This window comes from Enterococcus sp. DIV2419, from assembly GCF_051711865.1.
GTDB lineage: Bacteria > Bacillota > Bacilli > Lactobacillales > Enterococcaceae > Enterococcus > Enterococcus faecalis.
On the sequence record NZ_JBIONS010000001.1, the window covers coordinates 442,584 to 461,976 of the forward strand.

The following is a 19,393-nucleotide window of genomic DNA, read 5'->3' on the forward strand; positions in this document are numbered from 1 at the left end:
AAAAAATCCTCATTTTGTAATGGAATTTTAAAGTAAAAGAAACAAGCTTTTCTTTTGAAAATATTGTAAAATGGTAAGGAGGCTAGTAGAGGGGAGATGGGAATTTGCTTGATTTAATTTATGTACATATAGATGTAACCAGCAACGCGGTTTTATCTAAAGGAATTACCCATTCCGATTTTGTTCGTTCAATTGTGCATCATCCACAGAACTTACTATTATTAGATCCTTCTGCCGAAGCTGGCGAATACGATATGCATTCAGGCTTGAAAATTATTCGCGGAGAAGAAAGCGTCAATCGCTATTTTCAATCGCTACAACGTCGTTGGATGACTGAAGAGATTAAATGGATTGACTTTTCCGATGTGACGATGCTAAAAGAGCTAACGCCATTAGAAATTTCGGAACTTCTTTATTTTGGACACATGAAGAATAGTTTGCATTCGCCTTTCTTTTATAAGCTACAAAATGATTTTGTCTTTTTTGAATTTGCAGATCAGATGACGCGTGTCTATTATCGTTATATTGATGAATTTTATCGAATCTTTGCTGATAAAATTACACGTGTTGTTTTAGAGAAAGTCAACCAGAAAAAGGCCTTCTTTAAACGAAATACGCCTGTCGAAAAATTAAGTCCTGAATTACTTAAAAATATGAAAGGTATCTTGCAAGAAGGTGTTATTTTTTGCTTCCAACAAACGGAAGTGGATAAAGAAGAATATCGGATTCCTATTTACTTGGTGGAAGATTCACTTAGCAAGATGAAAAATACCTCTTACCAAAAAGAAGAAATTTTGGCAACGCTTGTCTATAATAGTGAAAAACGCATTTGGCACATTGAACAAGAGAATGATTTCGGTGAAATTTTTATGTTGGCCCATGAAGGCTGAGAGAGCTCTAACTTTATCAACTAAAGTAGGGCTTTTTTTTGTAGCTATGATTTGGATGAGAAATCAAGTATAATAAAATGATAAAAAGGAAAGAAGGTTGTTTAATGAAAAAAATACTCTATGGCTCTATGACTGGCTTGGCACTCTTTTTGGTAGCTGGCTGTACATCCAAAACACCCACAGCTGTTTCATCAACAAATGAACAAAAAGAAACAGTAATATCAACTATTGAAACAAGTTCATCCGTACAACAAGAAGCAACGACGACATCAGAGAAGACAAGTGCGGTAGCTGTCTCTTTAGAAAAAGTAACGACAGCATTTGAGAAAAAATATCCAGAAGCTAAAATAACAAGTCTGCAGTTAGATACAGATTTTGGACGTTATTTTTATGAAATAGAAGGCGTGGATCAGCAAAAAGAATATCAAGTTGAAGTGAACGCAGAAACAGGCGAATTCACAAAAGAAAAAGTCGAAACCTTGGATGCCGATGAACAAAATGGCGTTAAAATGCAAGAAGAGGCACTTGATTTAACAAATATCATTTCCAGAGAACAAGCCACAACCTTGGCTGAAAAAGAAGCGAAAGTCGGCCAGGCAACAGATTGGAAGTTAGAGAAAGAATTAGGAATCACCTATTGGGAAGTGAAAGTGAAAGAGGGCCAACAAAAAATAGAGGTAAAAATCGATGCTCATTCTGGTAAAATTTTGACAACTGAGCGGGACGATTAATGGATAAAAAGTAGCTGGCATGCGTTTGAGTAGGAGTTGATTCCCTTAAATGCTGATCAGCTATTTTTTTGCTTGTTCGACAAACGTGTTTTTCTAAAGTCCCTATGGTAAAATAACGATGTATTAGTGGTTGAGAGCGTCAGAACATAGGAGGAAATTTGTTTGGCTAGAAAAATGGATTTACGTATTTGGGTAGAAGGAACAGTCGTCGCAGCAATGGCAATGGCCCTCTCTTTTTTACCGATTGAATTTGCCAATAGTGGCTTGGACCTATCGTTGGGAATGGTCCCATTAGTTCTTTATTCGTTTCGTCGTGGGTTGCTTCCTGGAGTTGCAGCAGGCTTTGTTTGGGGCATGTTAAATATTATTCTCGGTACAGCCATGAAAAATTTCTTGTCCGTTCCACAGATTATTTTTGAATATCCCTTTGCTTTTGCGTTTGGAGGAATGGGTGGCGTATTCGCTAGAAAAATTCAACTGTATTTTCAAGCGAATCGTTTAAAATCAGCCATTCGTACGATTATTTTAGGAAGTGTTGTCGCAGTCTTCGCCCGCTGGTTTTGGCATTTTTGGGCGGGTGTATTGGTTTGGGGCATGTATGCACCAGAAGGAATGAGCCCATATCTCTATTCCTTTGTTCTAAACGGTACAAGTACCGTCGTCAATTGTTTATATGTAAGTCTAGTTCTAGGCTTATTGGCAAAAGTAGCACCGCAATTATTTGTTCCTAAGAAATAAGTTGAGTCCTAAGTCAGGAGTTTCATGGGATTTTGACTAAAGTCATAAATAAAAGAAACCACCAACCTGCAATCGCCAGGGTTGGTGGTTTCCATTTATTTTATAAAGACTTCAATATTCTAGTGAATTTGACGTTGGTGACGATTGGCTAACGTGCTGACTTTCATGACAGAAGCAACAGGAATCATGCGCAACTGTTGTTCATCCGTTTGTAAACGAACGACGATATTGTCCGAAATATTTTTTGAGACAATCCAGCCGATCACCGTTTCGAATTTATGCGCTGTAGGGACTTCTTTCAATTGTAAGACCACTAAGGATTTTTGGGCGGCAGCGACTTGGAGCTCTTGTAAAAGCGCACTGCGTTCCTTTTCTTTATTCTTTTGATCTTGAGAATCTTCTAAAAATGCCGAAAAGAAATGTTGGGAAGAGAGCGTAATCAGTTTAGAAATGCTCTTGATGGTAGCTTTATGTTGATCCATTCTTCTGCCTCCTTTACGAATAAAATAGAATAAAACTCAAATGACTAATTACCTGTATTTTACCTAATTTTGTGATAAAATTCAAGAAAATATGTTCGCCTTCAATAATTATGAGAATTTACCAACGTTTCTGTTTTTCGAAAAAGAAAGTAGTATAATGTGTGAGCATATAAGAAATACATAAGATTATCGGATGTAGTCAATAGATAGAAAAGGATGAATAGTATGTCAAAAAAACCATCAGGTTACCAAAAAAAAGTTCTCGCGGTGTTGTTGGTATCGTTTGGCTTTGGCGGGTTGTTAGCGCAGTTTTCGCCGATGAAATCAGGTGGGTTTTCAAGTTGGTTTGATGATTCATATGTCAAAGCTAGTGCTGAATCAAGTAAAACAAAAGAACCAGCACCAGTTAAAATTGAGAAAAAAGTCAAACCTTTAAGCTATGGACAACAGGTCAATCAAGAAATTGAAAAGAAGCAATATAATGGACATCTGGATTTGCCGTTAGAATTGCAGACAGATGCTAAATGGAAAGACACCGCATACGGATTTGGCAATGTGGATAAGCCAAATACAATCGAAATTAATGGCTGTGCGATTGTGTCGCTTGCAATGGTTGGTTCATACATGGATCACCAAGAAGTTACCCCTCTGGATGTGTTAGCTTGGGCAAAAAATGACTTCTTTATGGAAGGACAAGGGACGGCGTGGTCTATTTTTAGTGCATATGCTGAAATGAAAGGCTATAACTGTCAAGAAATTGGGGATATTGAAACAGTGGCAGCTTTCTTGAAGGAAGGTCATCCAGTCATTATTTCTGTAAAACCGGGCTATTTCACTACAACTGGTCACATTATGGTGATGAGTGGTGTGGATGAAAAAGGCGATTTCTGGATTAATGATCCAAACGATTCAGAAGAAAAGGGCCATTCAAAACGGACATTTACAGCCGAAGAAGTGATGAATGAAGCGTTAAACTTCTGGGCATTTTATTAGGAATAAGAAAAGGTGTGGAACAACAGGCAGTACCCTTTGTTCGCATCTTTTTTAGCAAATAAAAGGAGGCAGGGCAATGGAGCGATGTACTTGGGCAACGAATACAACTGAAGAGATGCAAGCCTATCATGATGATGAATGGGGACGTCCAGTTCATGAAGAGCAACAGTTATTTGAGTTATTGACCTTGGAAAGTATGCAAGCAGGCTTAAGCTGGGCGATTATTTTGAATAAACGAGAAACGCTTAGAGCAGCTTATGATGCGTTTGATTATCGGGAAATTGCACGATATGATGAGGAAAAAATTTTAGCTTTACTAGCAAATCCTGGTGTGATTCGTCATCGTTTAAAAATTCAAGCGACCATTACGAATGCGCAAGTTTTTCAAGAAATTCAGGCAGAATTTGGCTCCTTTGATCGCTACCTCTGGAACTTTGTCGATCAGCAACCAATCGTTAATCACTGGCAGCACCCAGAAGAGGTTCCAGCCTCCACGGAATTATCGCAACAGATTAGTCGAGCGTTAAAAAAACGAGGATTTAAATTTTTAGGTGCCACGACAGTCTATTCCTTTTTACAGGCGGCGGGTTTGGTGAATGATCATTTAGAAACGTGTCAGTATAAATAAGTATAGAAGAATTAAAAAGGAAGGAACTAGCAAAATGAATTGCTAGTTCCTTCCTTTTTTTGCAGTGATTATGGACACTCATTTAACATCGTTGAAACAGTTTTCGCCAACTTTTCTATTAAGAATAGTGCAGGTAGTTGGGACGTTACGTCTGCAATGGAACTTTTCTCGGTTGTTATATAGTAGGGGATCGTGACTGTTGAAAGTTGAGCAATCGTGCTTTTTTCGCTATTTGTAATGGCAATTACATCAATCCCCATTTCGATAAAATAATCAATATTTTGCCGAACTTTTTGTGTTTCACCCGAAACTGATAAGGCGATAACGCCCACTTTTTTAGCCGTTTCTTCGGATAATTTGCTAACGGGATGGGAAAAAAGGTGGGATACAGAAGCAGATAAATTGTAGATACTGGAAAAATAAATTTCACCAAATTCAGCTAGGACTTTGGACGTTCCTTCGCCAATAAAAAGAACAAATTCTTTTTTTGCCAGTAATTCCGCAGCTTGAACAATCCGTCCTTCTAATAATTCTTCTGATGAGCGTTGCAAAAAATGAATCAGCATTGTTTCATCTAAAGATTTTGGTTGGGCTGTTTTTTTTCGTTCGCTTAGATAATTCTTCAATTTAAATTTAAAATCTGTATAGCCTTCACACTCGAATTTTTGACAAAAACGCCAGATTGCCGTTTTACTGAAATGAATTTCGTCTGCTAATTCTCGAATTGTCATATAAGGAACTTTTTCAATATTGTGGCTAATATACTTGTAAATCTCTAATTCTGTTGGATTTAATTGTGGATCGTAGGTTAAAAACAGCATGCTGATCCCTCCTGTCGTTTGTGAACGTAATGTCCTTTTTTAGGGACATGGTCTTATTTGTAGATTATAGCACTCAATCAGAAAACTAGCTATAAAAAACGGCGCTACTTAGCTACAATCAATTAGAGAAACAACTAAAAATTCATGAAACAGAAGAGAGAGTGAGGAAAAATGAGCAATAAAAAATTAATTATCAACGCTGATGATTTTGGTTACACGCCAGCGGTAACGCAAGGAATCATTGAAGCACACAAACGTGGCGTGGTTACTTCAACAACCGCATTACCAACTTCTCCTTATTTTTTAGAGGCCATGGAGAGTGCTCGAATCAGTGCACCGACTTTAGCTATCGGTGTCCATTTAACATTGACATTGAACCAAGCAAAACCTATTTTACCTCGAGAAATGGTCCCTTCCTTAGTAGATGAAGCTGGTTATTTTTGGCATCAATCGATTTTTGAAGAAAAAGTCAATTTAGAAGAGGTTTATAACGAATGGGATGCTCAAATTATTTCATTTATGAAAAGTGGCAGACGCCCTGATCATATTGATTCTCATCATAACGTTCATGGAAAAAATGAAAAGTTATTAGGTGTGGCTTTGGCACTTGCTCGCAAATATCAATTACCTTTACGTAACGCCTCAAGAAGTATTGAAACAAAAGACTATTTAGAGTTATATCAGGATGTTCGCACGCCAGATGAAATGTTGTACCAATTTTATGACAAAGCGATTTCAACTGAAACCATCTTGCAATTGCTTGATATGGTTGTTTGTAGTGAAGGAGAGGTCTTTGAAATCAATTGTCATCCTGCGTTTATCGATACTATTTTACAAAATCAATCAGGGTATTGTATGCCTCGCATTCGTGAAGTGGAAATATTAACGTCCCAAGAAGTCAAAGAAGCGATTGAAGAACGCGGCATCTTGTTAGCCAATTATGAATCGCTAGCAATGTAAATCAAAGAAGCGTGAATAGCGTGTGAGTAAGTTCTTAATCCGAGCGCTTACTTACACGCTAAATTATTGAAAGAAAGAGGACGTACATGAGTAAAGAACAACCAATAAATCTGAATATCAGTGATTTTTTAAAAGTTTTCGCTGTAGCATCAGTTATTTTACAAACGGTTTTATCATACGTGTTGACACATTCTCCGCAAACGGAAGCAATGAATTCAATCGGTAGTTTTTACCGAATGTCTAAATATTCGGCACCCATGTTTATTTTTGCAATTATTTACAACATGGTGTTAAAGAGTCAAGCTGAATCGTATCTTGAATTTTTAAAGGAAAAATTTTATGAATTGGTGCTTCCTTATGTGGTCTGGTCCAGTCTCTATCTATATGCTTTTCCTAGTTTACAACAACGAATGCCCTATGAAACGCTCCTAGGATTTCTAGGAAAAGTTCTCAGTGGTGATAGCGCGGCACATCTATGGTATGCCGTAATGATGTTGCAATTCCAATTATTTATGCCGTATTTTATTTGGTTGGCAACAAGAATTACAAAAAACAAAAAAGTGATTTTACCAATTATTTTTTTTACAATCGGTGCGCATATCCTTTGATGCTTCTGGTACCAGAAAATGATTTTTCCATATGCAGAAACTTCTCTTTGGTACTTAATAGATCGTTCAGGGCTTAGTTATCTCATTTATGGTATTTTCGGGGTCATCGCAGCGAAGTATCAGGGGGAAATTTTTACTTTCTTGAAAAAGACGAGAGTGGTGCTATTTCTGTTGTTTCTTTTTATTTTTTGGCAGGCAGTCCAAGGGAATTTATTTGATGGAACACAGATGACACCGAACGATCTACCTTATTTGGATCCTCTTCAAAGTGCCTATTGTTTACTGATTATCGGGTTGGTTTTTTATTTGGGAACGCAAGGAATAGCCAAAAAGATTCGTCTTTTACCAATGGTTAAATGGATAGCCACTTATGCGTATCGCAGTTATTTAGCGAATGTTTTTATTTTTCAAGTGGTCTTGAAACTGGTCCACCCGTTTTTAACCAATCAACCAGTCAGCTTGGTTATTCTTGTGTTGTATATGGGTACATTTGTTGGCTCATTTGGGTTAACGGTTGTAATCGAGCATTTTTTCAAAAGCATATTTAAGTTGGGACGCCTTGTATCTGTATAGGGACATGTTCTTAAATAGAAATCATCGTCCAAAATCATGGGAAAGCATACTCAATTGTTACAAGAATTGTTACACTCTTTGAGGAATAAGTTCTGCTTATCCAATTAAATAGTAAGCTCAGTAAATAGTTAGGGGAGAAAGAATAAATGATAGGTCTTATTTTAACGGGACATGGGGTATTTTCAACTGGAATGCATCAATCAGTTAGTATGATTGCAGGAGAGCAAGCAAATGTTCAGGCAGTCCCTTTTTTCAATGATACAGGGCTTGATGTATTAGAGTCAAACATTCGTAAAGCCGTTGACTCTATGCTGGAGACGTGTCCAGCAGTGGTCATTTTAACTGACCTTTTAGGTGGCACACCGTTTAGAATTTCAATGACTGTCGCAAGTAATTATCCAAATGTCGAAGTGTTAGCAGGAACAAATTTACCGATGGTTCTTGAAGGACTTGCATTACGCACAATCAGCACGAACGTAGAAGATTTTGTTTCAATGGTCACAGATTCAGCCAGAGACGGGATTGTTCATAAAAAACTAGAACAACCACAAGCAAATACTCAAGAAGAAGCAGACGGAATCTAACCAATTAGAAAAGAGGAGGAAGCACTATGCCGAATATTTTATTAACAAGAATTGATAATCGCTTGATTCATGGTCAAGTCGCAACACAATGGAACGGTTCTTTAGGCGCCAACTTAATTTTAGTCGCAAATGATGCAATTTCTGAGGATACAATGCGCCAACAATTGTTAAACATGGCGGCTCCTGCAGAAGTACAAACCCGTTTTTTCTCCATTAAGAAAACGATTGAGGTCATTCATAAAGCCTCAGAAAGACAAAAGATTTTTCTGTTAGTTGATAATCCTGTTGATGCATTGCGCTTGGTAGAGGGTGGTGTGCCAATTGAAAAATTAAACATTGGTAATATGCATATGGAAGAAGGCAAAAAACAAGTAGCTACCGCTGTTGCCGTTAATAAAACAGATGTAGACGCCTTTAAAAAGCTACAAGAATTAGGTGTTAAACTTTCGATTCAACGTGTACCGTCAACGCCAGAAGAAAGTTTAGATGCATTATTTTCATAAAAAAAGTAATGTTGGACAATAATTTTGAAGAGAAGAAGTGGGAAGAATGATTATTCAAAGTAAAAACGTATGGATTAACGAACAATTTCAACCAGCTCAAGTTGAAGTGTCAGAACAACGAATTGTTGCAATTCTACCGTACAATGAAAAAGCTGTCGACAAAGAATACGGAGAAAAGCGCATTCTTCCAGGATTTATTGATATTCATGATCATGGTTGGCATGGTGGGGATGCCAATCATGCCAATCATGAATTTATCAAAGAGTGGCAAGCTTACCTTCCAGAAGAAGGGATTACAGCCTTTTTACCAACAACGTCAACCACATTTCCAAAAGACTTGGAACATTCATTTGAAGTGATTGGTTCATTTATTGAGGAAGACCAAGGAACCAACGGGGCACAAATCTTAGGGATTCATGCGGAAGGACCAATGATTTCTGAAGAATTTCGTGGCTCTCATAATCCAGAGTTATTAGTAAAACCATCCGTTGAGACATTTAAAAAATGGCAAGAGTTAGCAAAAGGGCACATAAAATTAATGACGTTGGCACCAGAAAATGATGTAGAGAATGCCTTGACTACATATTGTCATGAACATGATGTAGTCATTTCAATTGGCCATACGGCTGCAACCTATGAACAAGCAATGGCAGCTGTCGAAGCAGGTGCAAAAAGTTTTACCCATACGTTTAATGGAATGGAAGATATCAGTCACCGGAAACCAACCGCAGTAGTTGCTGCTTTGGATAGTGAAGAAACGTTTGCTGAAATTATTGCTGATGGGGTACATGTTGATTATTCATTAGTACGTGTGTTAGCCAAACTAAAAGGCAAGGACTATTTAATTGCTGTGACAGATTCTATCTGGGCCAAAGGATGTCAACCAGGCGTTTATCCAAAACCAGAAAAAGGGATCGAAATGGTTATTGATGAACAAAATGTGGTTCGTTTAGCCAATGGTAAGTTAGCTGGAAGTACGAACCATTTAAATAATATGGTTCGCAACCTTGTTGAAAAAGCATTACTTCCAGAAGTGATTGCTATTAATTCAGTCACGAAAAATCCAGCTCGTTTGTTGAATGTGAACGAATCTATGGGAGAAATCAAACTAGGGCTTTTAGGTAATTTTACAATTATTGATGAGAAATACGAAGTGCTAGAAACCTTAGTAAATGGTGAAACAGTTTATAAAAAGTAGACGAAGTCTAATAGGAGGAAAAAAATGTTAGTACAGGCAATTTTGGTAGGAATTTGGGCTGGGATAGCAGGGGTTGATAAGCTTGTCTTACAGACACATATTCATCGTCCGATTGTTACAGGGCTGATTGTTGGTTTAATATTGGGAGATGTCAACACAGGGTTAATCACTGGAGCAACGCTAGAGTTAGTTTGGATTGGTGCAGTAGCAATCGGCGGTGCGCAACCACCCAACGTAGTAATTGGGGGAGTTATTGGAACAGCGTTAGCAATTATCACAAAATCTGACCCGCAAGTAACCGTAGGGTTGGCTGTTCCTTTCGCAGTTGCAGCGCAAGCGTTAATTACCTTGTTATATACAGCGATGTCACCAATTATGCATAAATTTGATGCTTATGCAAAAAAAGCAGATACAAGAGGGATCGAAAGATTGTCTAGTTTTGTCCCAATCGTTTTATTCATTTGTTATTTTTTTGTAGTGTTTTTATGTATTTTCTTTGGTGCTGATAAAGCATCTAGTTTCATTTCTATTCTACCCGAATGGAGTATTCATGGCTTGAGCGTTGCAGGTGGTATGATGCCAGCAGTAGGTTTCGCCATGTTATTAAAAACGATGTGGGAAACATCCTACGTGCCGTTCTTTATTTTTGGTTTTGTTATGGCTGCCTATTTAGGGTTAGATACATTAGCGGTTGCAGGTTTAGCTGTCGCAATTGCTTTATATGAATTTTACGCACAAAGAAATAATACAGTCACTGCATCAAATAATAATGGAGGGTTTGAAGAAGATGGCATCTGAAGAAACATATAATGATACGATATCCGAAAAAGTAATAACAAAAAAAGAGTTAAAAAAAATAATGTTCCGTTCGTATCTGCTACAATCTTCATTTAATTATGAAAGAATGCAAGCAGGCGGCTGGACCTACTCATTAATTCCAGGACTGAAAAAGATTCATCGTGATAAAGAAGACTTAGCTCTTTCTTTGTAAAATCATTTACAATTTATGAACACGAATCCACAATTGGTGACATTCATGCATGGTGTGATTATTGCAATGGAAGAGTCAAAAGAATCACCAAAATCCATTCAAGCGATTAAAACAGCGTTGATGGGCCCGTTAGGCGGAATTGGGGATGCGTTATTTTATTTAACCGTTTTGCCGATTGCAGCAGCGATTGGTTCACAACTATCATTAGAAGGCAATATCTTAGGACCAATTGTTTTCTTGTTGTTATTTAATATTCCGTATATGGCTGCCAAAATTGGGTTAATTAATCTAGGTTATAAAATGGGTGTCAAAGCAATTTCAGTTTTAAGCGAAAGTACTAAAAAATTATCTCGTTCAGCAACAATTGTAGGAATTTCCGTGGTGGGTGCGTTGATTCCGAAGAGTGTACAATTAACGACAACTTTTGTTTTTCGCTTGAAAGATACTAAGTTAGACCTTCAAACACAGTTGTTTGATACAATCATGCCCAATTTATTACCGTTAGTGTTTACGCTGTTTTGTTTTATTATGTTGAAAAAAGGACGCACGCCGATTGCTTTAATTATTTTTACTGTGATTTTTGGGTTGTTAGGTTCTTTAGTCGGAATTATATAAAAAAGATTTGGAATGATAGCCAAAATCGCTATTGTTCCAAATCTTTTTCTAAATTTAATCGAGTGATTATTCTTTATACGCCCACTTGAAGTCGTATTTAGCACCTGTTGGATGATAAATAATTTCTTTCACGTTTGGTGCACGTAAGTGTGATTCTGCTTTTTGGTAAATTGGCACAACACCCATATCAGCAATTACTGTTTTTTCAGCGTTGATTAGATCTTCCCAGCGTTTTTCAGGATCGTTAACATCTGTAGTTTTGGACGCAGCAATGAATTTATCGTATTCAGGATTGCTGTAACGTCCACGGTTATTAGAAGTTGAGCTTTCTAATAAATCTAAGAAGTTAATTGGGTCTGAATAGTCGGCACTCCAACCACGAACAGCGATTTGGAAATCCCCTTTTAAGGTACGATCTAAGCGAACAGCCATAGGGACAGGCGTCACAGTTACTTTTAAGCCTTCCAAAGTATCAGACAGTGATCCTTGAAGATATTCGCCCATTTTTTTAGCGCCTTCAGAGTCGTCTACCATTAAATCAACCGTTAAGTTGGAAACACCAAGTTCTTGTTTCGCTTTGTTCCAGTATTCCACAGCTTTTTTCTTGTCGTATTTGACTAATTTGTCGCTGCCGGCTTCTTTAACAAAGTCTTCACCCGTTTTTGGTGATTTCGCGACATCCACAGGAACGAAGCCTTGTGAAGGAAGAGAGCCATTGGCTAAAATGTTTTTAGCTAATGAATCGCGATCGATGGCATAAGACATAGCACGACGTAAGTTTGCGTTGGTCAATGGTGATTTTTCATCTGCTTGATTCATTTCTAAATAGAAAGAAGAAGCGGCTTTTAATTGGACCAAGTCAGGCGAGTTTTGCATTTGTTGGGCCAGTTCGCCAGATAAATACGTATCATCCACTTCACCGGTTTCATAAAGATTTAAGGCAGTTGGGGCTTCTTTCACCACGTTGATAGCGACTTTATCTAACTTGACAGTCTCTTTGTCCCAATATTCTTCATTTTTAGTTAGAGACCATTTAGTATCTGTTCCGGGACCATCAAACTCAGTTAGCGTAAAGGGACCATTGTAGACTGCTTTATCGCTACTCTTTGTATAATCTTTACCAAAACGTTCAACGATATCTTGACGTTGCGGCAAGAAAGAAGGGAAAGCCAATAAATCGTCAAAATATGGTGTTGCTGTTTCTAAAGTGATTTCCAATTCATGATCATTGATTGCTTTAATGCCCAATTCTTCTTTAGGTAGTTCCCCTTTAGAAATTTTTTCAGCATTTTTTACTGGTTCAAACATGTAGGCATATTCTGAAGCAGTGGCAGGGTCCACTGTTCGTTGCCAACCGTAAACGTAATCTGCAGCAGTAACTGGTTTGCCATCAGACCATTTTGATTCTTCACGTAATTTAACTTTGTAAACTAAACCGTCTTCTGAAACAGTCGCTTTTTCGGCTGCACCAGCAGGCGCGGGTTTGTTGTCTTTATCTAAACGATAGATTCCTTCGTAGACATTATTTAAAGTGGTAAAACTCACTTCATCTGTCGCAAGGGACGGATCGGCACTAGGCATTTCTTGGGATTCAACCATTGTGTATACTTGGTTGTCGCTGCCGCCGTTGCTAGCTCCTTTATCGTCACTGCCACCGCCGCAGGCCGCTAAAGCTAAGCTTGATAATACAAGTAATGAAGTAAATAAAACAGATTTCTTCATTTGACACGCTCCTTTTCATTTTTAGCAATACTCTCAGTATAATGTAAAAATGAAAAGGAGAAATTAAAAAATCGTTAGAAATGATTATTCTTTTATCAATTTTTAAAAAATGTCTAATCTTTTTTATGAAAAAAGTGGACAAACGTTGATAAGTAAAGATTTAAGCTGATTTCCATGCAGAAAACATTCGATCTTTGAGTATTTATTCATCATTGATTTGATTTTTTTGACATAAAATAAACATCCCTTTTACAAAAAACAAATGAGAAGAAAAAAAGATTGTTACAAAAGCAAATAAGTGCTTTTGTAACAATCTTTTTAATCTTTTAATCGTTGAATGTCAATGACAGTTCCTGTGTAGGCATCTGCAGTGAATTCGTATTGAACAATGCCGTCGTCTTCAATGCGGCAAATTCCTCCAGTATATGTTTTGGAGTGGATGGCGAATTTCCGCAAGGGCTTTTTCTCAAACTCAATCCACGAACCTTCAATCGGTCCTTCTTTTAAAAAAGCAGCTTTTACATTTTCTAAGACGAGATCAGCGGAGATTGTTTTTTTCTTATGGTAGAACAAGGTTGAGGCAATGCCGCCTACTAAACCAAGACCAACGCCTAGCGCTAAGCCGCCTTTAAAGTATGTCAACTCATTTTCTTCGTTCATTTGTATGACCTCCCTTGGTCGGTTTCTGCTTACTATTACTTTTGTCAGTATCACTCTTATTTTACCATAGAGAAGGGGCCGCTGAGAAATAAAAAAAGTTTTTCAATCATTCTTTTAGGGCATTCTCATTGTCACGTTTAAAAAGAGAAAGCGATGTGCATTTTCTAGTATTTGCGTTATAATAAGAGTGAAATCATATGAAAGGAGTACCTATTTTTATCGACAGGATAAAGTGACTTTTTAGAGAAAAAGTGACGCTTGGTTGGCGTAATTTCCAACAAATCAAAAGCAATAGGACATACATCTATGGAAGAAAAAACATTTCAACGAATCAAGGAATTAACTGAATTACAAGGAACCAGCGGATTTGAAGACGACATTCGCGCGTACATGAAAGAACATATCACCCCATTAGTGGACGATGTCCAATATGATGGTTTAGGTGGTATTTTTGGGATTAAACGTTCAAAAGTGGAAGCAGCGCCACGCGTAATGGTAGCAGCCCACATGGACGAAGTTGGCTTCATGTTAACTCAAATTAACGATAATGGTTTATTCCAAGTAGTTCCTTTAGGTGGCTGGAATCCCTATGTTGTTTCAGCACAACGTTTTACGTTAAAAACAAGTAAAGGGAACTATCCATGTATTTCTTCATCTATTCCGCCACACTTGTTGCGTGGTACGAGTGGTCAAAAACAATTAGAAGTCTCTGATGTGTTATTTGATGCAGGATTCTCTTCAAAAGAAGAAGCTGAAAGCTTTGGCGTTCGTCCAGGGGATTCCATTGTTCCACAAACAGAAACGATTAAAACAGCTAATGGCAAAAATATTATCAGTAAATCATGGGATAACCGCTATGGTTGTACGTTGGTATTAGATGCATTGGAAACGTTACAAAATGAAGAATTAGGCCACACATTAATTGCTGGGGCAAACGTACAAGAAGAAGTTGGTTTACGTGGTTCTAAACCATCTGTTCATAAATTTAATCCAGATATTTTCTTTGCGGTGGATTGTTCAGCGGCAGATGATATTCATACGAAAAAAGGGACGTATGGTCATTTAGGTGAAGGAACGTTATTACGGATTTTCGACCCAGGTTTGATCACATTGCCTCGCTTACGTGAATATTTATTAGATACAGCTGCGACACACAATATTCCGTATCAATATTTTGTTTCTAAAGGCGGAACGGATGCTGGGGCAGCGCACACAACTAATAATGGTGTACCAAGTACAGTCATCGGCGTTTGTGGTCGTTACATCCATACGCATCAAACAATGTTTAGTATTGCGGATTATGAAGCAGCGCGGGAAATGTTGTTACAAGCATTACGTGGCTTGGATAAATCAACAGTTAATACAATTGTTTACGGAAAGTAGAGGATGTTTAAATGATTTATCCCAATTCATTAGAAGAACTAGCAACTTATGTTGAAAAAGGTAAAAATGTTTTCTTCTTTACTGCTGATTGGTGCGGAGACTGTCGTTTCATTAAACCAGTCATGCCTGAAATTGAAGAAGCATTTCCAGCGTTTCAATTTATCGAAGTCGACCGTGATCAGTTTATTGACGTGGCTGCCGAGTGGAATATTTTTGGTATTCCGAGTTTTGTCGTAATTGAAAACGGTCAAGAGTTAGGACGCTTAGTAAACAAAGACCGAAAAACAAAAGAAGAAATCAGTGCATTTTTAACTAGCTTAGGCTAATTTTCATGAACCAGAGGAACCATTAAATTAAGAGAGAATCAGCTGGACAAAAGGGCGTTCTGCGTAAGGGTCCTAAATTCATTTTTGACTCTAGTTTCTTAGCCAAAGAAGCCTTTTAGATCAGCCTCCATCGGGAAGGTGACGAAAATGGAAGAACAAATGTATAAAAATATTCTTGTCGGCGTAGACGGTAGTGATCAAGCCAATTTAGCTTATGAACGTGCAATTGAGGTTGCTCGTCGAAACGGAAGCCGAGTCATTGTTGCAAATATTTTAGAAAATCAAGTGTATACAATGATGGGGTATTCGACGTTAAATGATCAATTAATTGATCAAGAAACAGCCGCTGCGGAAGAATTAATGGCCGATTGTAAAAAGTATGCTGAAAGCGTTGATTTTCATAATGTTGAAACAGTTACCATGTTTGGTTCACCCAAAGAAGTCATGAGTCATGAATTACCTGAAAAATACAATGTTGATTTAATTATGGTGGGACAATCAGGATTAAACGCAGTCGAACGTGTGGTCATGGGAAGCGTCAGTAGCTACATTATTCGTCAAGCTCCTTGCGATGTCTTAATTGTTCACTCTGAAGAAAAATAAGCAAAAAAAGTTATTGATTGAATAGAGAGTTGACCTAACGTTTCTTTTGTTTTTTCAAAGGATCAGCGGCTTGTCACTCAAAATTGAGGACTTGGAGAATAAGTCATAGCGACATATTTTCCAAGTCTTTTAGTTTTTCGACAAAAAAGTATGCACAATGGGTTAATTTTTGATAAGATAAGACAGGAAAACGACAGAGGAGGAACAGAAATGATTTTTGCATATAATAAAGAACACGTTGGCGATGTCTTACTTGTCATCGTTGCGGACGATCAAGGTGCGGAAAACCAAGTAAAACGTGTCGGCGATGTGGCACGTGTAAGTTTAGTTGAGGCGCCAGAAACAGTGGTAGCTTGGAATATTTTCAATGCTTCAGCGCTTCTAGGCGACATTAATGGCACCGGCCAAGTAACTTTAACAGACGAGCAAATCGAAAAAGTCAATACAGCGATTAAAGATGCGGGATTTTCAGAAACCCTTGAAAAAGACGACACCCCTAAAATTGTGGTTGGCTTTGTCAAATCATGTAAAAAACACCCAGATTCAGATCATTTATCTATCACACAAACAGAAGTAGACAACGGCGAAATCTTACAAATTGTTTGTGGCGCACCGAACATCAAAGCAGGACAAAAAGTAGTTGTTGCCAAGCCAGGCGCAATGATGCCTGATGGTTTAATGATTTGGCCAGGGGTTTTACGTGGGGAAGAAAGTTTTGGAATGATTTGTTCAGCAAAAGAATTACGTTTACCAAATGCACCTGCTAAAAAAGGAATCTTAGAATTGCCTTTTGATGCAGAAGTTGGTTCTGCATTTGCGGTAGGAGAATAAAAGAAAGAAACGACCTGTTGTTTGAATAACAGGTCGTTTCTTTCTTTTATTGATTGCTGCGATTATTTTGTTGTGTTAAAGCTGATTTATCAATGGTTAAATCGATGGTTGCTTTCATTTCTTTAGAACCACGATAATAAGTCACTTCCATTTTGTCGCCAACTTTTTTCTTGTAAAGCGCGCTTTGTAAATCTGTAGTAGAGCTTACGTCTTGGCCGTCAACTTTCGTGATAACATCGTATTTTTCCAATCCAGCCTTTTCAGCAGGGGTCGCTGCTTCAACACCACGAACCACTACGCCAGTTTTTACAGAAGCTGGAATTTTTAAAATTTGTTCTTGTTGTTGTGAAGAGATACCTGTTAAATCAGACATCGTAATCCCGAGAGCTGGCCGCGTCACTTTACCATCTTTTTCTAATTGGTTGATAATGTTGACTACGTCATTACTTGGAATGGCAAAGCCCATCCCTTCAACGCTCACTTGACTAGTTGATTGCACAATTTTTACTGAGTTAATGCCAATGACTTGTCCTTCAATATTGATTAGTGGACCACCAGAGTTTCCTGGATTGATGGCAGCATCGGTTTGAATGGCATTAATATTGATGGTTTCACCAGACTCGTTTTTATTGGTAATATTTCTATTCACAGAAGAGATGATTCCTTGTGTGACAGAGTTAGCATAATCAGAGCCTAGAGGGGAACCAATCGCAATAGCAGGCTCACCGACTGTGATTTTACTAGAATTCCCAAACTCAGCGACTTGATCAACTTTGTCGGAAGAAATTTTAATCACGGCTAAATCCGTGTAAGCATCGGTTCCGACTAATTCGCCTTTCACTTTGGTACCATCAGATAAAACAACTTCCAATCCTTGCGCTTTATCTACGACGTGGTTATTTGTCACGACATAAGCCGTTTTACCATCTTTCTTATAAATAACCCCACTACCTTCACTGGCTGCTTCTAAATCGTTACCATTGTTGCCGGAAGAGTCTTGAGTACCTTCATTCCCACCGAACAATCCCCCAAAAGGATCATCTGCCGAAGAATTGTTGCTAGCACTTTGCATATTAATGACAGAAACCACAGAATTTTGAACTTTTTTCACGGCTTTTGTGACATCGCTAGACACATTGTAACTTACATTGCTGACTTTTGTGTCGCCGTGATTAGTGGATGTCGTCGTCGCCGCATTATTTCCGCCGTTGGGTGTGGGAATAATCCCAGAATAAGCGCCTCCTAGAATAAGGGCGCCACCAAGTAAGCCGCCAGCTAAACCAATCCCAAATTTTTGCAATAAACTTTTTTTATCTGAATTAGGTGTAACATCTTTTCGTTGCATAAAATAACCTCCCAATAAGTGCATCTGAATTTTCTATATTAAGTATATCTGTTTCCTACTCCTTTAGTCTATCGAATAGCTTTGAATTTTTTATGAACAACTTAGGGAAAAATTACAGAAAAAATACGAATGAAAAAGTTATACACAGAAAAATGTGAACAAATCGGGAATAACTCTGTGTATAGTTTTTAAGAAAGTTATCCACAGAATGTGGATAATGTGGACAAATCAGTGGCGAATATGTGTTTGTATTGAAAAAGCTGTTAAATAAAGTAATTTTTTAGTTTGTTCTGTGGATAACTCTGTGTATATGTGTATAAGTATGTGGAAACGTTGTGGAAAGTAGCCAAACTTCGTGCTAAAATAAGAAAGAAGAGAAAACGAGAAAGTAGTGGAATAGGTGAAAATTAAACTAGTAACAGTCGGAAAACTGAAAGAAAAATACCTGATTCAAGGCATTAATGAATATCTGAAACGTTTAAATAGCTATGCCAAGATGGAAATCATTGAAGTACCAGATGAAAAAGCCCCAGAAAAACTCAGTGACGCTGAAATGCTTCAAGTCAAAGAAAAAGAAGGCCAACGTATTTTGGGGAAAATTAATGACAACGAATACGTCTTTGTTTTAGCCATTAATGGCAAACAATTATCTAGTGAAGAATTTTCAAAAGAAATTGAACAATTAGGGATTAGTGGCAAAAGTAATCTAACCTTTGTCATTGGTGGCTCCTTAGGTCTCAGTGATTCAGTCCTTCGGCGAAGTAACCAACAAATTTCTTTTGGCCGCTTAACTTATCCACATCAGTTAATGCGTTTGGTATTAGTGGAACAAATTTATCGTGGTTTTCGGATTATGAAAGGGGAACCGTATCATAAATAGGAAGTAGGCTGGTTGCTCAGTAAGTTCTATGAATCAAGTCATTGCTTGAAAAATATATGAAGTAAAATATCTTTAGTCTGTTTGTCTGATAGAAAATAAAAAAATTCAATCAAACTGGTTTGAGAGAAACGTTACCGTTCAAACAATAAATAAAAATGAGAGGAATGGCAAAAAACAATGGTCATTCCTCTCGTTTTTTCAAAAAAATTGTCCAATTGTTGTGCCTCAGAAACAGGTTCAGCATCCATGATTATTATTTTAAAATGAGAAAAAATTAAGGGATTATCATAAAAATCAATATTTTTAACGAGAAAAGTTGAATAAGCTC

At 37.6% G+C, this 19,393-nt stretch carries 20 protein-coding genes and 2 pseudogenes; 17 read left to right on the forward strand and 5 right to left on the reverse strand.

Features of this window, described 5'->3' with window-relative positions; translation table 11 throughout:
• Positions 1-104 precede the first annotated feature (104 nt).
• From IGI97_RS02080 to thiT, 3 genes are all read left to right on the forward strand, one after another.
• Positions 105-890 carry a hypothetical protein gene (locus IGI97_RS02080; protein WP_002354996.1) on the forward strand — a complete coding sequence of 262 codons (786 nt, stop codon included), beginning with the start codon at positions 105-107 and terminating at the stop codon, positions 888-890.
• A 77-nt stretch (positions 891-967) separates the two neighbouring features.
• Positions 968-1,621 carry a PepSY domain-containing protein gene (locus tag IGI97_RS02085; RefSeq protein ID WP_002392676.1) on the forward strand — a complete coding sequence of 218 codons (654 nt, stop codon included), beginning with the start codon at positions 968-970 and terminating at the stop codon, positions 1,619-1,621.
• 162 nt (positions 1,622-1,783) lie between these two features.
• Positions 1,784-2,359, forward strand: coding sequence for an energy-coupled thiamine transporter ThiT (gene thiT / locus IGI97_RS02090; RefSeq protein WP_002354998.1), 576 nt, complete (start codon positions 1,784-1,786; stop codon positions 2,357-2,359).
• A 119-nt stretch (positions 2,360-2,478) separates the two neighbouring features.
• Here the strand turns inward: thiT and IGI97_RS02095 are convergent, their stop codons facing one another.
• Complete coding sequence (locus IGI97_RS02095) at positions 2,479-2,841, reverse strand: hypothetical protein (protein WP_002354999.1); 363 nt, start codon at positions 2,839-2,841, stop codon at positions 2,479-2,481.
• Between the two features lie 216 nt (positions 2,842-3,057).
• On the opposite strand from IGI97_RS02095, the gene IGI97_RS02100 reads away from it, so the two are divergent.
• Positions 3,058-3,834 (forward strand): peptidase C39 family protein, encoded by a 777-nt coding sequence (locus IGI97_RS02100; RefSeq protein ID WP_016626371.1) that lies wholly within the window; start codon positions 3,058-3,060, stop codon positions 3,832-3,834.
• Positions 3,835-3,910: 76 nt separating this feature from the next.
• Positions 3,911-4,462 carry a DNA-3-methyladenine glycosylase I gene (locus tag IGI97_RS02105; protein ID WP_284955217.1) on the forward strand — a complete coding sequence of 184 codons (552 nt, stop codon included), beginning with the start codon at positions 3,911-3,913 and terminating at the stop codon, positions 4,460-4,462.
• Between the two features lie 68 nt (positions 4,463-4,530).
• On the opposite strand, the gene IGI97_RS02110 is transcribed toward IGI97_RS02105, so the two are convergent.
• On the reverse strand, positions 4,531-5,283 hold the full coding sequence (locus tag IGI97_RS02110) for a MurR/RpiR family transcriptional regulator (protein ID WP_002365331.1): 753 nt from the start codon (positions 5,281-5,283) through the stop codon (positions 4,531-4,533).
• A gap of 171 nt (positions 5,284-5,454) precedes the next feature.
• Here IGI97_RS02110 and IGI97_RS02115 point away from each other — a divergent pair, with 171 nt between their 5' ends.
• The 7 genes and pseudogenes from IGI97_RS02115 to IGI97_RS02145 all read left to right on the forward strand — a co-directional run bounded on the left by IGI97_RS02115 (position 5,455) and on the right by IGI97_RS02145 (position 11,315).
• Complete coding sequence (locus IGI97_RS02115; protein ID WP_002355003.1) at positions 5,455-6,243, forward strand: carbohydrate deacetylase; 789 nt, start codon at positions 5,455-5,457, stop codon at positions 6,241-6,243.
• Positions 6,244-6,329: 86 nt separating this feature from the next.
• Positions 6,330-7,424 (forward strand): annotated as a pseudogene (locus IGI97_RS02120) (acyltransferase family protein).
• A 146-nt stretch (positions 7,425-7,570) separates the two neighbouring features.
• Positions 7,571-8,008: a PTS sugar transporter subunit IIA gene (locus IGI97_RS02125; RefSeq protein ID WP_002361048.1), complete on the forward strand. Its 438-nt coding sequence runs from the start codon at positions 7,571-7,573 to the stop codon at positions 8,006-8,008.
• A 26-nt stretch (positions 8,009-8,034) separates the two neighbouring features.
• Entirely contained in the window at positions 8,035-8,511 is a 477-nt protein-coding gene (gene agaV, locus IGI97_RS02130; protein ID WP_002355007.1) for a PTS N-acetylgalactosamine transporter subunit IIB, read from the forward strand.
• Positions 8,512-8,557: 46 nt separating this feature from the next.
• On the forward strand, positions 8,558-9,709 hold the full coding sequence (nagA, locus tag IGI97_RS02135; protein WP_002386286.1) for an N-acetylglucosamine-6-phosphate deacetylase: 1,152 nt from the start codon (positions 8,558-8,560) through the stop codon (positions 9,707-9,709).
• 24 nt (positions 9,710-9,733) lie between these two features.
• Positions 9,734-10,507 (forward strand): PTS N-acetylgalactosamine transporter subunit IIC, encoded by a 774-nt coding sequence (gene agaW / locus IGI97_RS02140; RefSeq protein ID WP_002355009.1) that lies wholly within the window; start codon positions 9,734-9,736, stop codon positions 10,505-10,507.
• Positions 10,479-11,315 (forward strand): annotated as a pseudogene (locus IGI97_RS02145) (PTS system mannose/fructose/sorbose family transporter subunit IID). The gene agaW and the pseudogene IGI97_RS02145 overlap by 29 nt, the downstream one beginning before the upstream one ends.
• Positions 11,316-11,381: 66 nt before the next feature.
• On the opposite strand, the gene IGI97_RS02150 reads toward IGI97_RS02145, so the two are convergent.
• Both IGI97_RS02150 and IGI97_RS02155 read right to left on the reverse strand, forming a co-directional pair.
• On the reverse strand, positions 11,382-13,037 hold the full coding sequence (locus tag IGI97_RS02150) for a peptide ABC transporter substrate-binding protein (protein ID WP_002355011.1): 1,656 nt from the start codon (positions 13,035-13,037) through the stop codon (positions 11,382-11,384).
• 318 nt (positions 13,038-13,355) lie between these two features.
• Entirely contained in the window at positions 13,356-13,697 is a 342-nt protein-coding gene (locus tag IGI97_RS02155) for a PepSY domain-containing protein (RefSeq protein ID WP_002355012.1), read from the reverse strand.
• A 306-nt stretch (positions 13,698-14,003) separates the two neighbouring features.
• On the opposite strand from IGI97_RS02155, the gene pepA reads away from it, so the two are divergent.
• The 4 genes from pepA (at position 14,004) to ytpR (ending at position 16,840) form a co-directional block, all read left to right on the forward strand.
• The gene (gene pepA, locus IGI97_RS02160; RefSeq protein ID WP_002355013.1) at positions 14,004-15,080 is read left to right on the forward strand and encodes a glutamyl aminopeptidase; all 1,077 of its coding nucleotides are present in this window, start codon (positions 14,004-14,006) and stop codon (positions 15,078-15,080) included.
• Between the two features lie 11 nt (positions 15,081-15,091).
• Entirely contained in the window at positions 15,092-15,406 is a 315-nt protein-coding gene (locus IGI97_RS02165; protein WP_002355015.1) for a thioredoxin family protein, read from the forward strand.
• 147 nt (positions 15,407-15,553) lie between these two features.
• The gene (locus IGI97_RS02170; RefSeq protein ID WP_002385249.1) at positions 15,554-16,009 is read left to right on the forward strand and encodes a universal stress protein; all 456 of its coding nucleotides are present in this window, start codon (positions 15,554-15,556) and stop codon (positions 16,007-16,009) included.
• Between the two features lie 210 nt (positions 16,010-16,219).
• A complete protein-coding gene (ytpR, locus tag IGI97_RS02175; protein WP_002361057.1) occupies positions 16,220-16,840 on the forward strand; it encodes a YtpR family tRNA-binding protein in 621 nt (206 codons plus the stop codon).
• 46 nt (positions 16,841-16,886) lie between these two features.
• On the opposite strand, the gene IGI97_RS02180 is transcribed toward ytpR, so the two are convergent.
• Positions 16,887-18,185 carry a S1C family serine protease gene (locus tag IGI97_RS02180; protein WP_002368406.1) on the reverse strand — a complete coding sequence of 433 codons (1,299 nt, stop codon included), beginning with the start codon at positions 18,183-18,185 and terminating at the stop codon, positions 16,887-16,889.
• Between the two features lie 400 nt (positions 18,186-18,585).
• Between IGI97_RS02180 and rlmH the strand changes: the two genes are divergently transcribed.
• Positions 18,586-19,065 (forward strand): 23S rRNA (pseudouridine(1915)-N(3))-methyltransferase RlmH, encoded by a 480-nt coding sequence (gene rlmH, locus IGI97_RS02185; RefSeq protein WP_002380931.1) that lies wholly within the window; start codon positions 18,586-18,588, stop codon positions 19,063-19,065.
• Positions 19,066-19,393 lie beyond the last annotated feature (328 nt).

Coding starts and splice junctions, on each gene's coding strand:
- IGI97_RS02085 (WP_002392676.1), top strand. CDS start 968: ATGATAAAAAGGAAAGAAGGTTGTTTAATGAAAAAAATACTCTATGGC.
- IGI97_RS02095 (WP_002354999.1), bottom strand. CDS start 2,841: ATGGATCAACATAAAGCTACCATCAAGAGCATTTCTAAACTGATTACG.
- IGI97_RS02100 (WP_016626371.1), top strand. CDS start 3,058: ATGAATAGTATGTCAAAAAAACCATCAGGTTACCAAAAAAAAGTTCTC.
- IGI97_RS02105 (WP_284955217.1), top strand. CDS start 3,911: ATGGAGCGATGTACTTGGGCAACGAATACAACTGAAGAGATGCAAGCC.
- IGI97_RS02110 (WP_002365331.1), bottom strand. CDS start 5,283: ATGCTGTTTTTAACCTACGATCCACAATTAAATCCAACAGAATTAGAG.
- IGI97_RS02115 (WP_002355003.1), top strand. CDS start 5,455: ATGAGCAATAAAAAATTAATTATCAACGCTGATGATTTTGGTTACACG.
- IGI97_RS02125 (WP_002361048.1), top strand. CDS start 7,571: ATGATAGGTCTTATTTTAACGGGACATGGGGTATTTTCAACTGGAATG.
- agaV (WP_002355007.1), top strand. CDS start 8,035: ATGCCGAATATTTTATTAACAAGAATTGATAATCGCTTGATTCATGGT.
- nagA (WP_002386286.1), top strand. CDS start 8,558: ATGATTATTCAAAGTAAAAACGTATGGATTAACGAACAATTTCAACCA.
- agaW (WP_002355009.1), top strand. CDS start 9,734: ATGTTAGTACAGGCAATTTTGGTAGGAATTTGGGCTGGGATAGCAGGG.
- IGI97_RS02150 (WP_002355011.1), bottom strand. CDS start 13,037: ATGAAGAAATCTGTTTTATTTACTTCATTACTTGTATTATCAAGCTTA.
- IGI97_RS02155 (WP_002355012.1), bottom strand. CDS start 13,697: ATGAACGAAGAAAATGAGTTGACATACTTTAAAGGCGGCTTAGCGCTA.
- pepA (WP_002355013.1), top strand. CDS start 14,004: ATGGAAGAAAAAACATTTCAACGAATCAAGGAATTAACTGAATTACAA.
- IGI97_RS02165 (WP_002355015.1), top strand. CDS start 15,092: ATGATTTATCCCAATTCATTAGAAGAACTAGCAACTTATGTTGAAAAA.
- IGI97_RS02170 (WP_002385249.1), top strand. CDS start 15,554: ATGGAAGAACAAATGTATAAAAATATTCTTGTCGGCGTAGACGGTAGT.
- ytpR (WP_002361057.1), top strand. CDS start 16,220: ATGATTTTTGCATATAATAAAGAACACGTTGGCGATGTCTTACTTGTC.
- IGI97_RS02180 (WP_002368406.1), bottom strand. CDS start 18,185: ATGCAACGAAAAGATGTTACACCTAATTCAGATAAAAAAAGTTTATTG.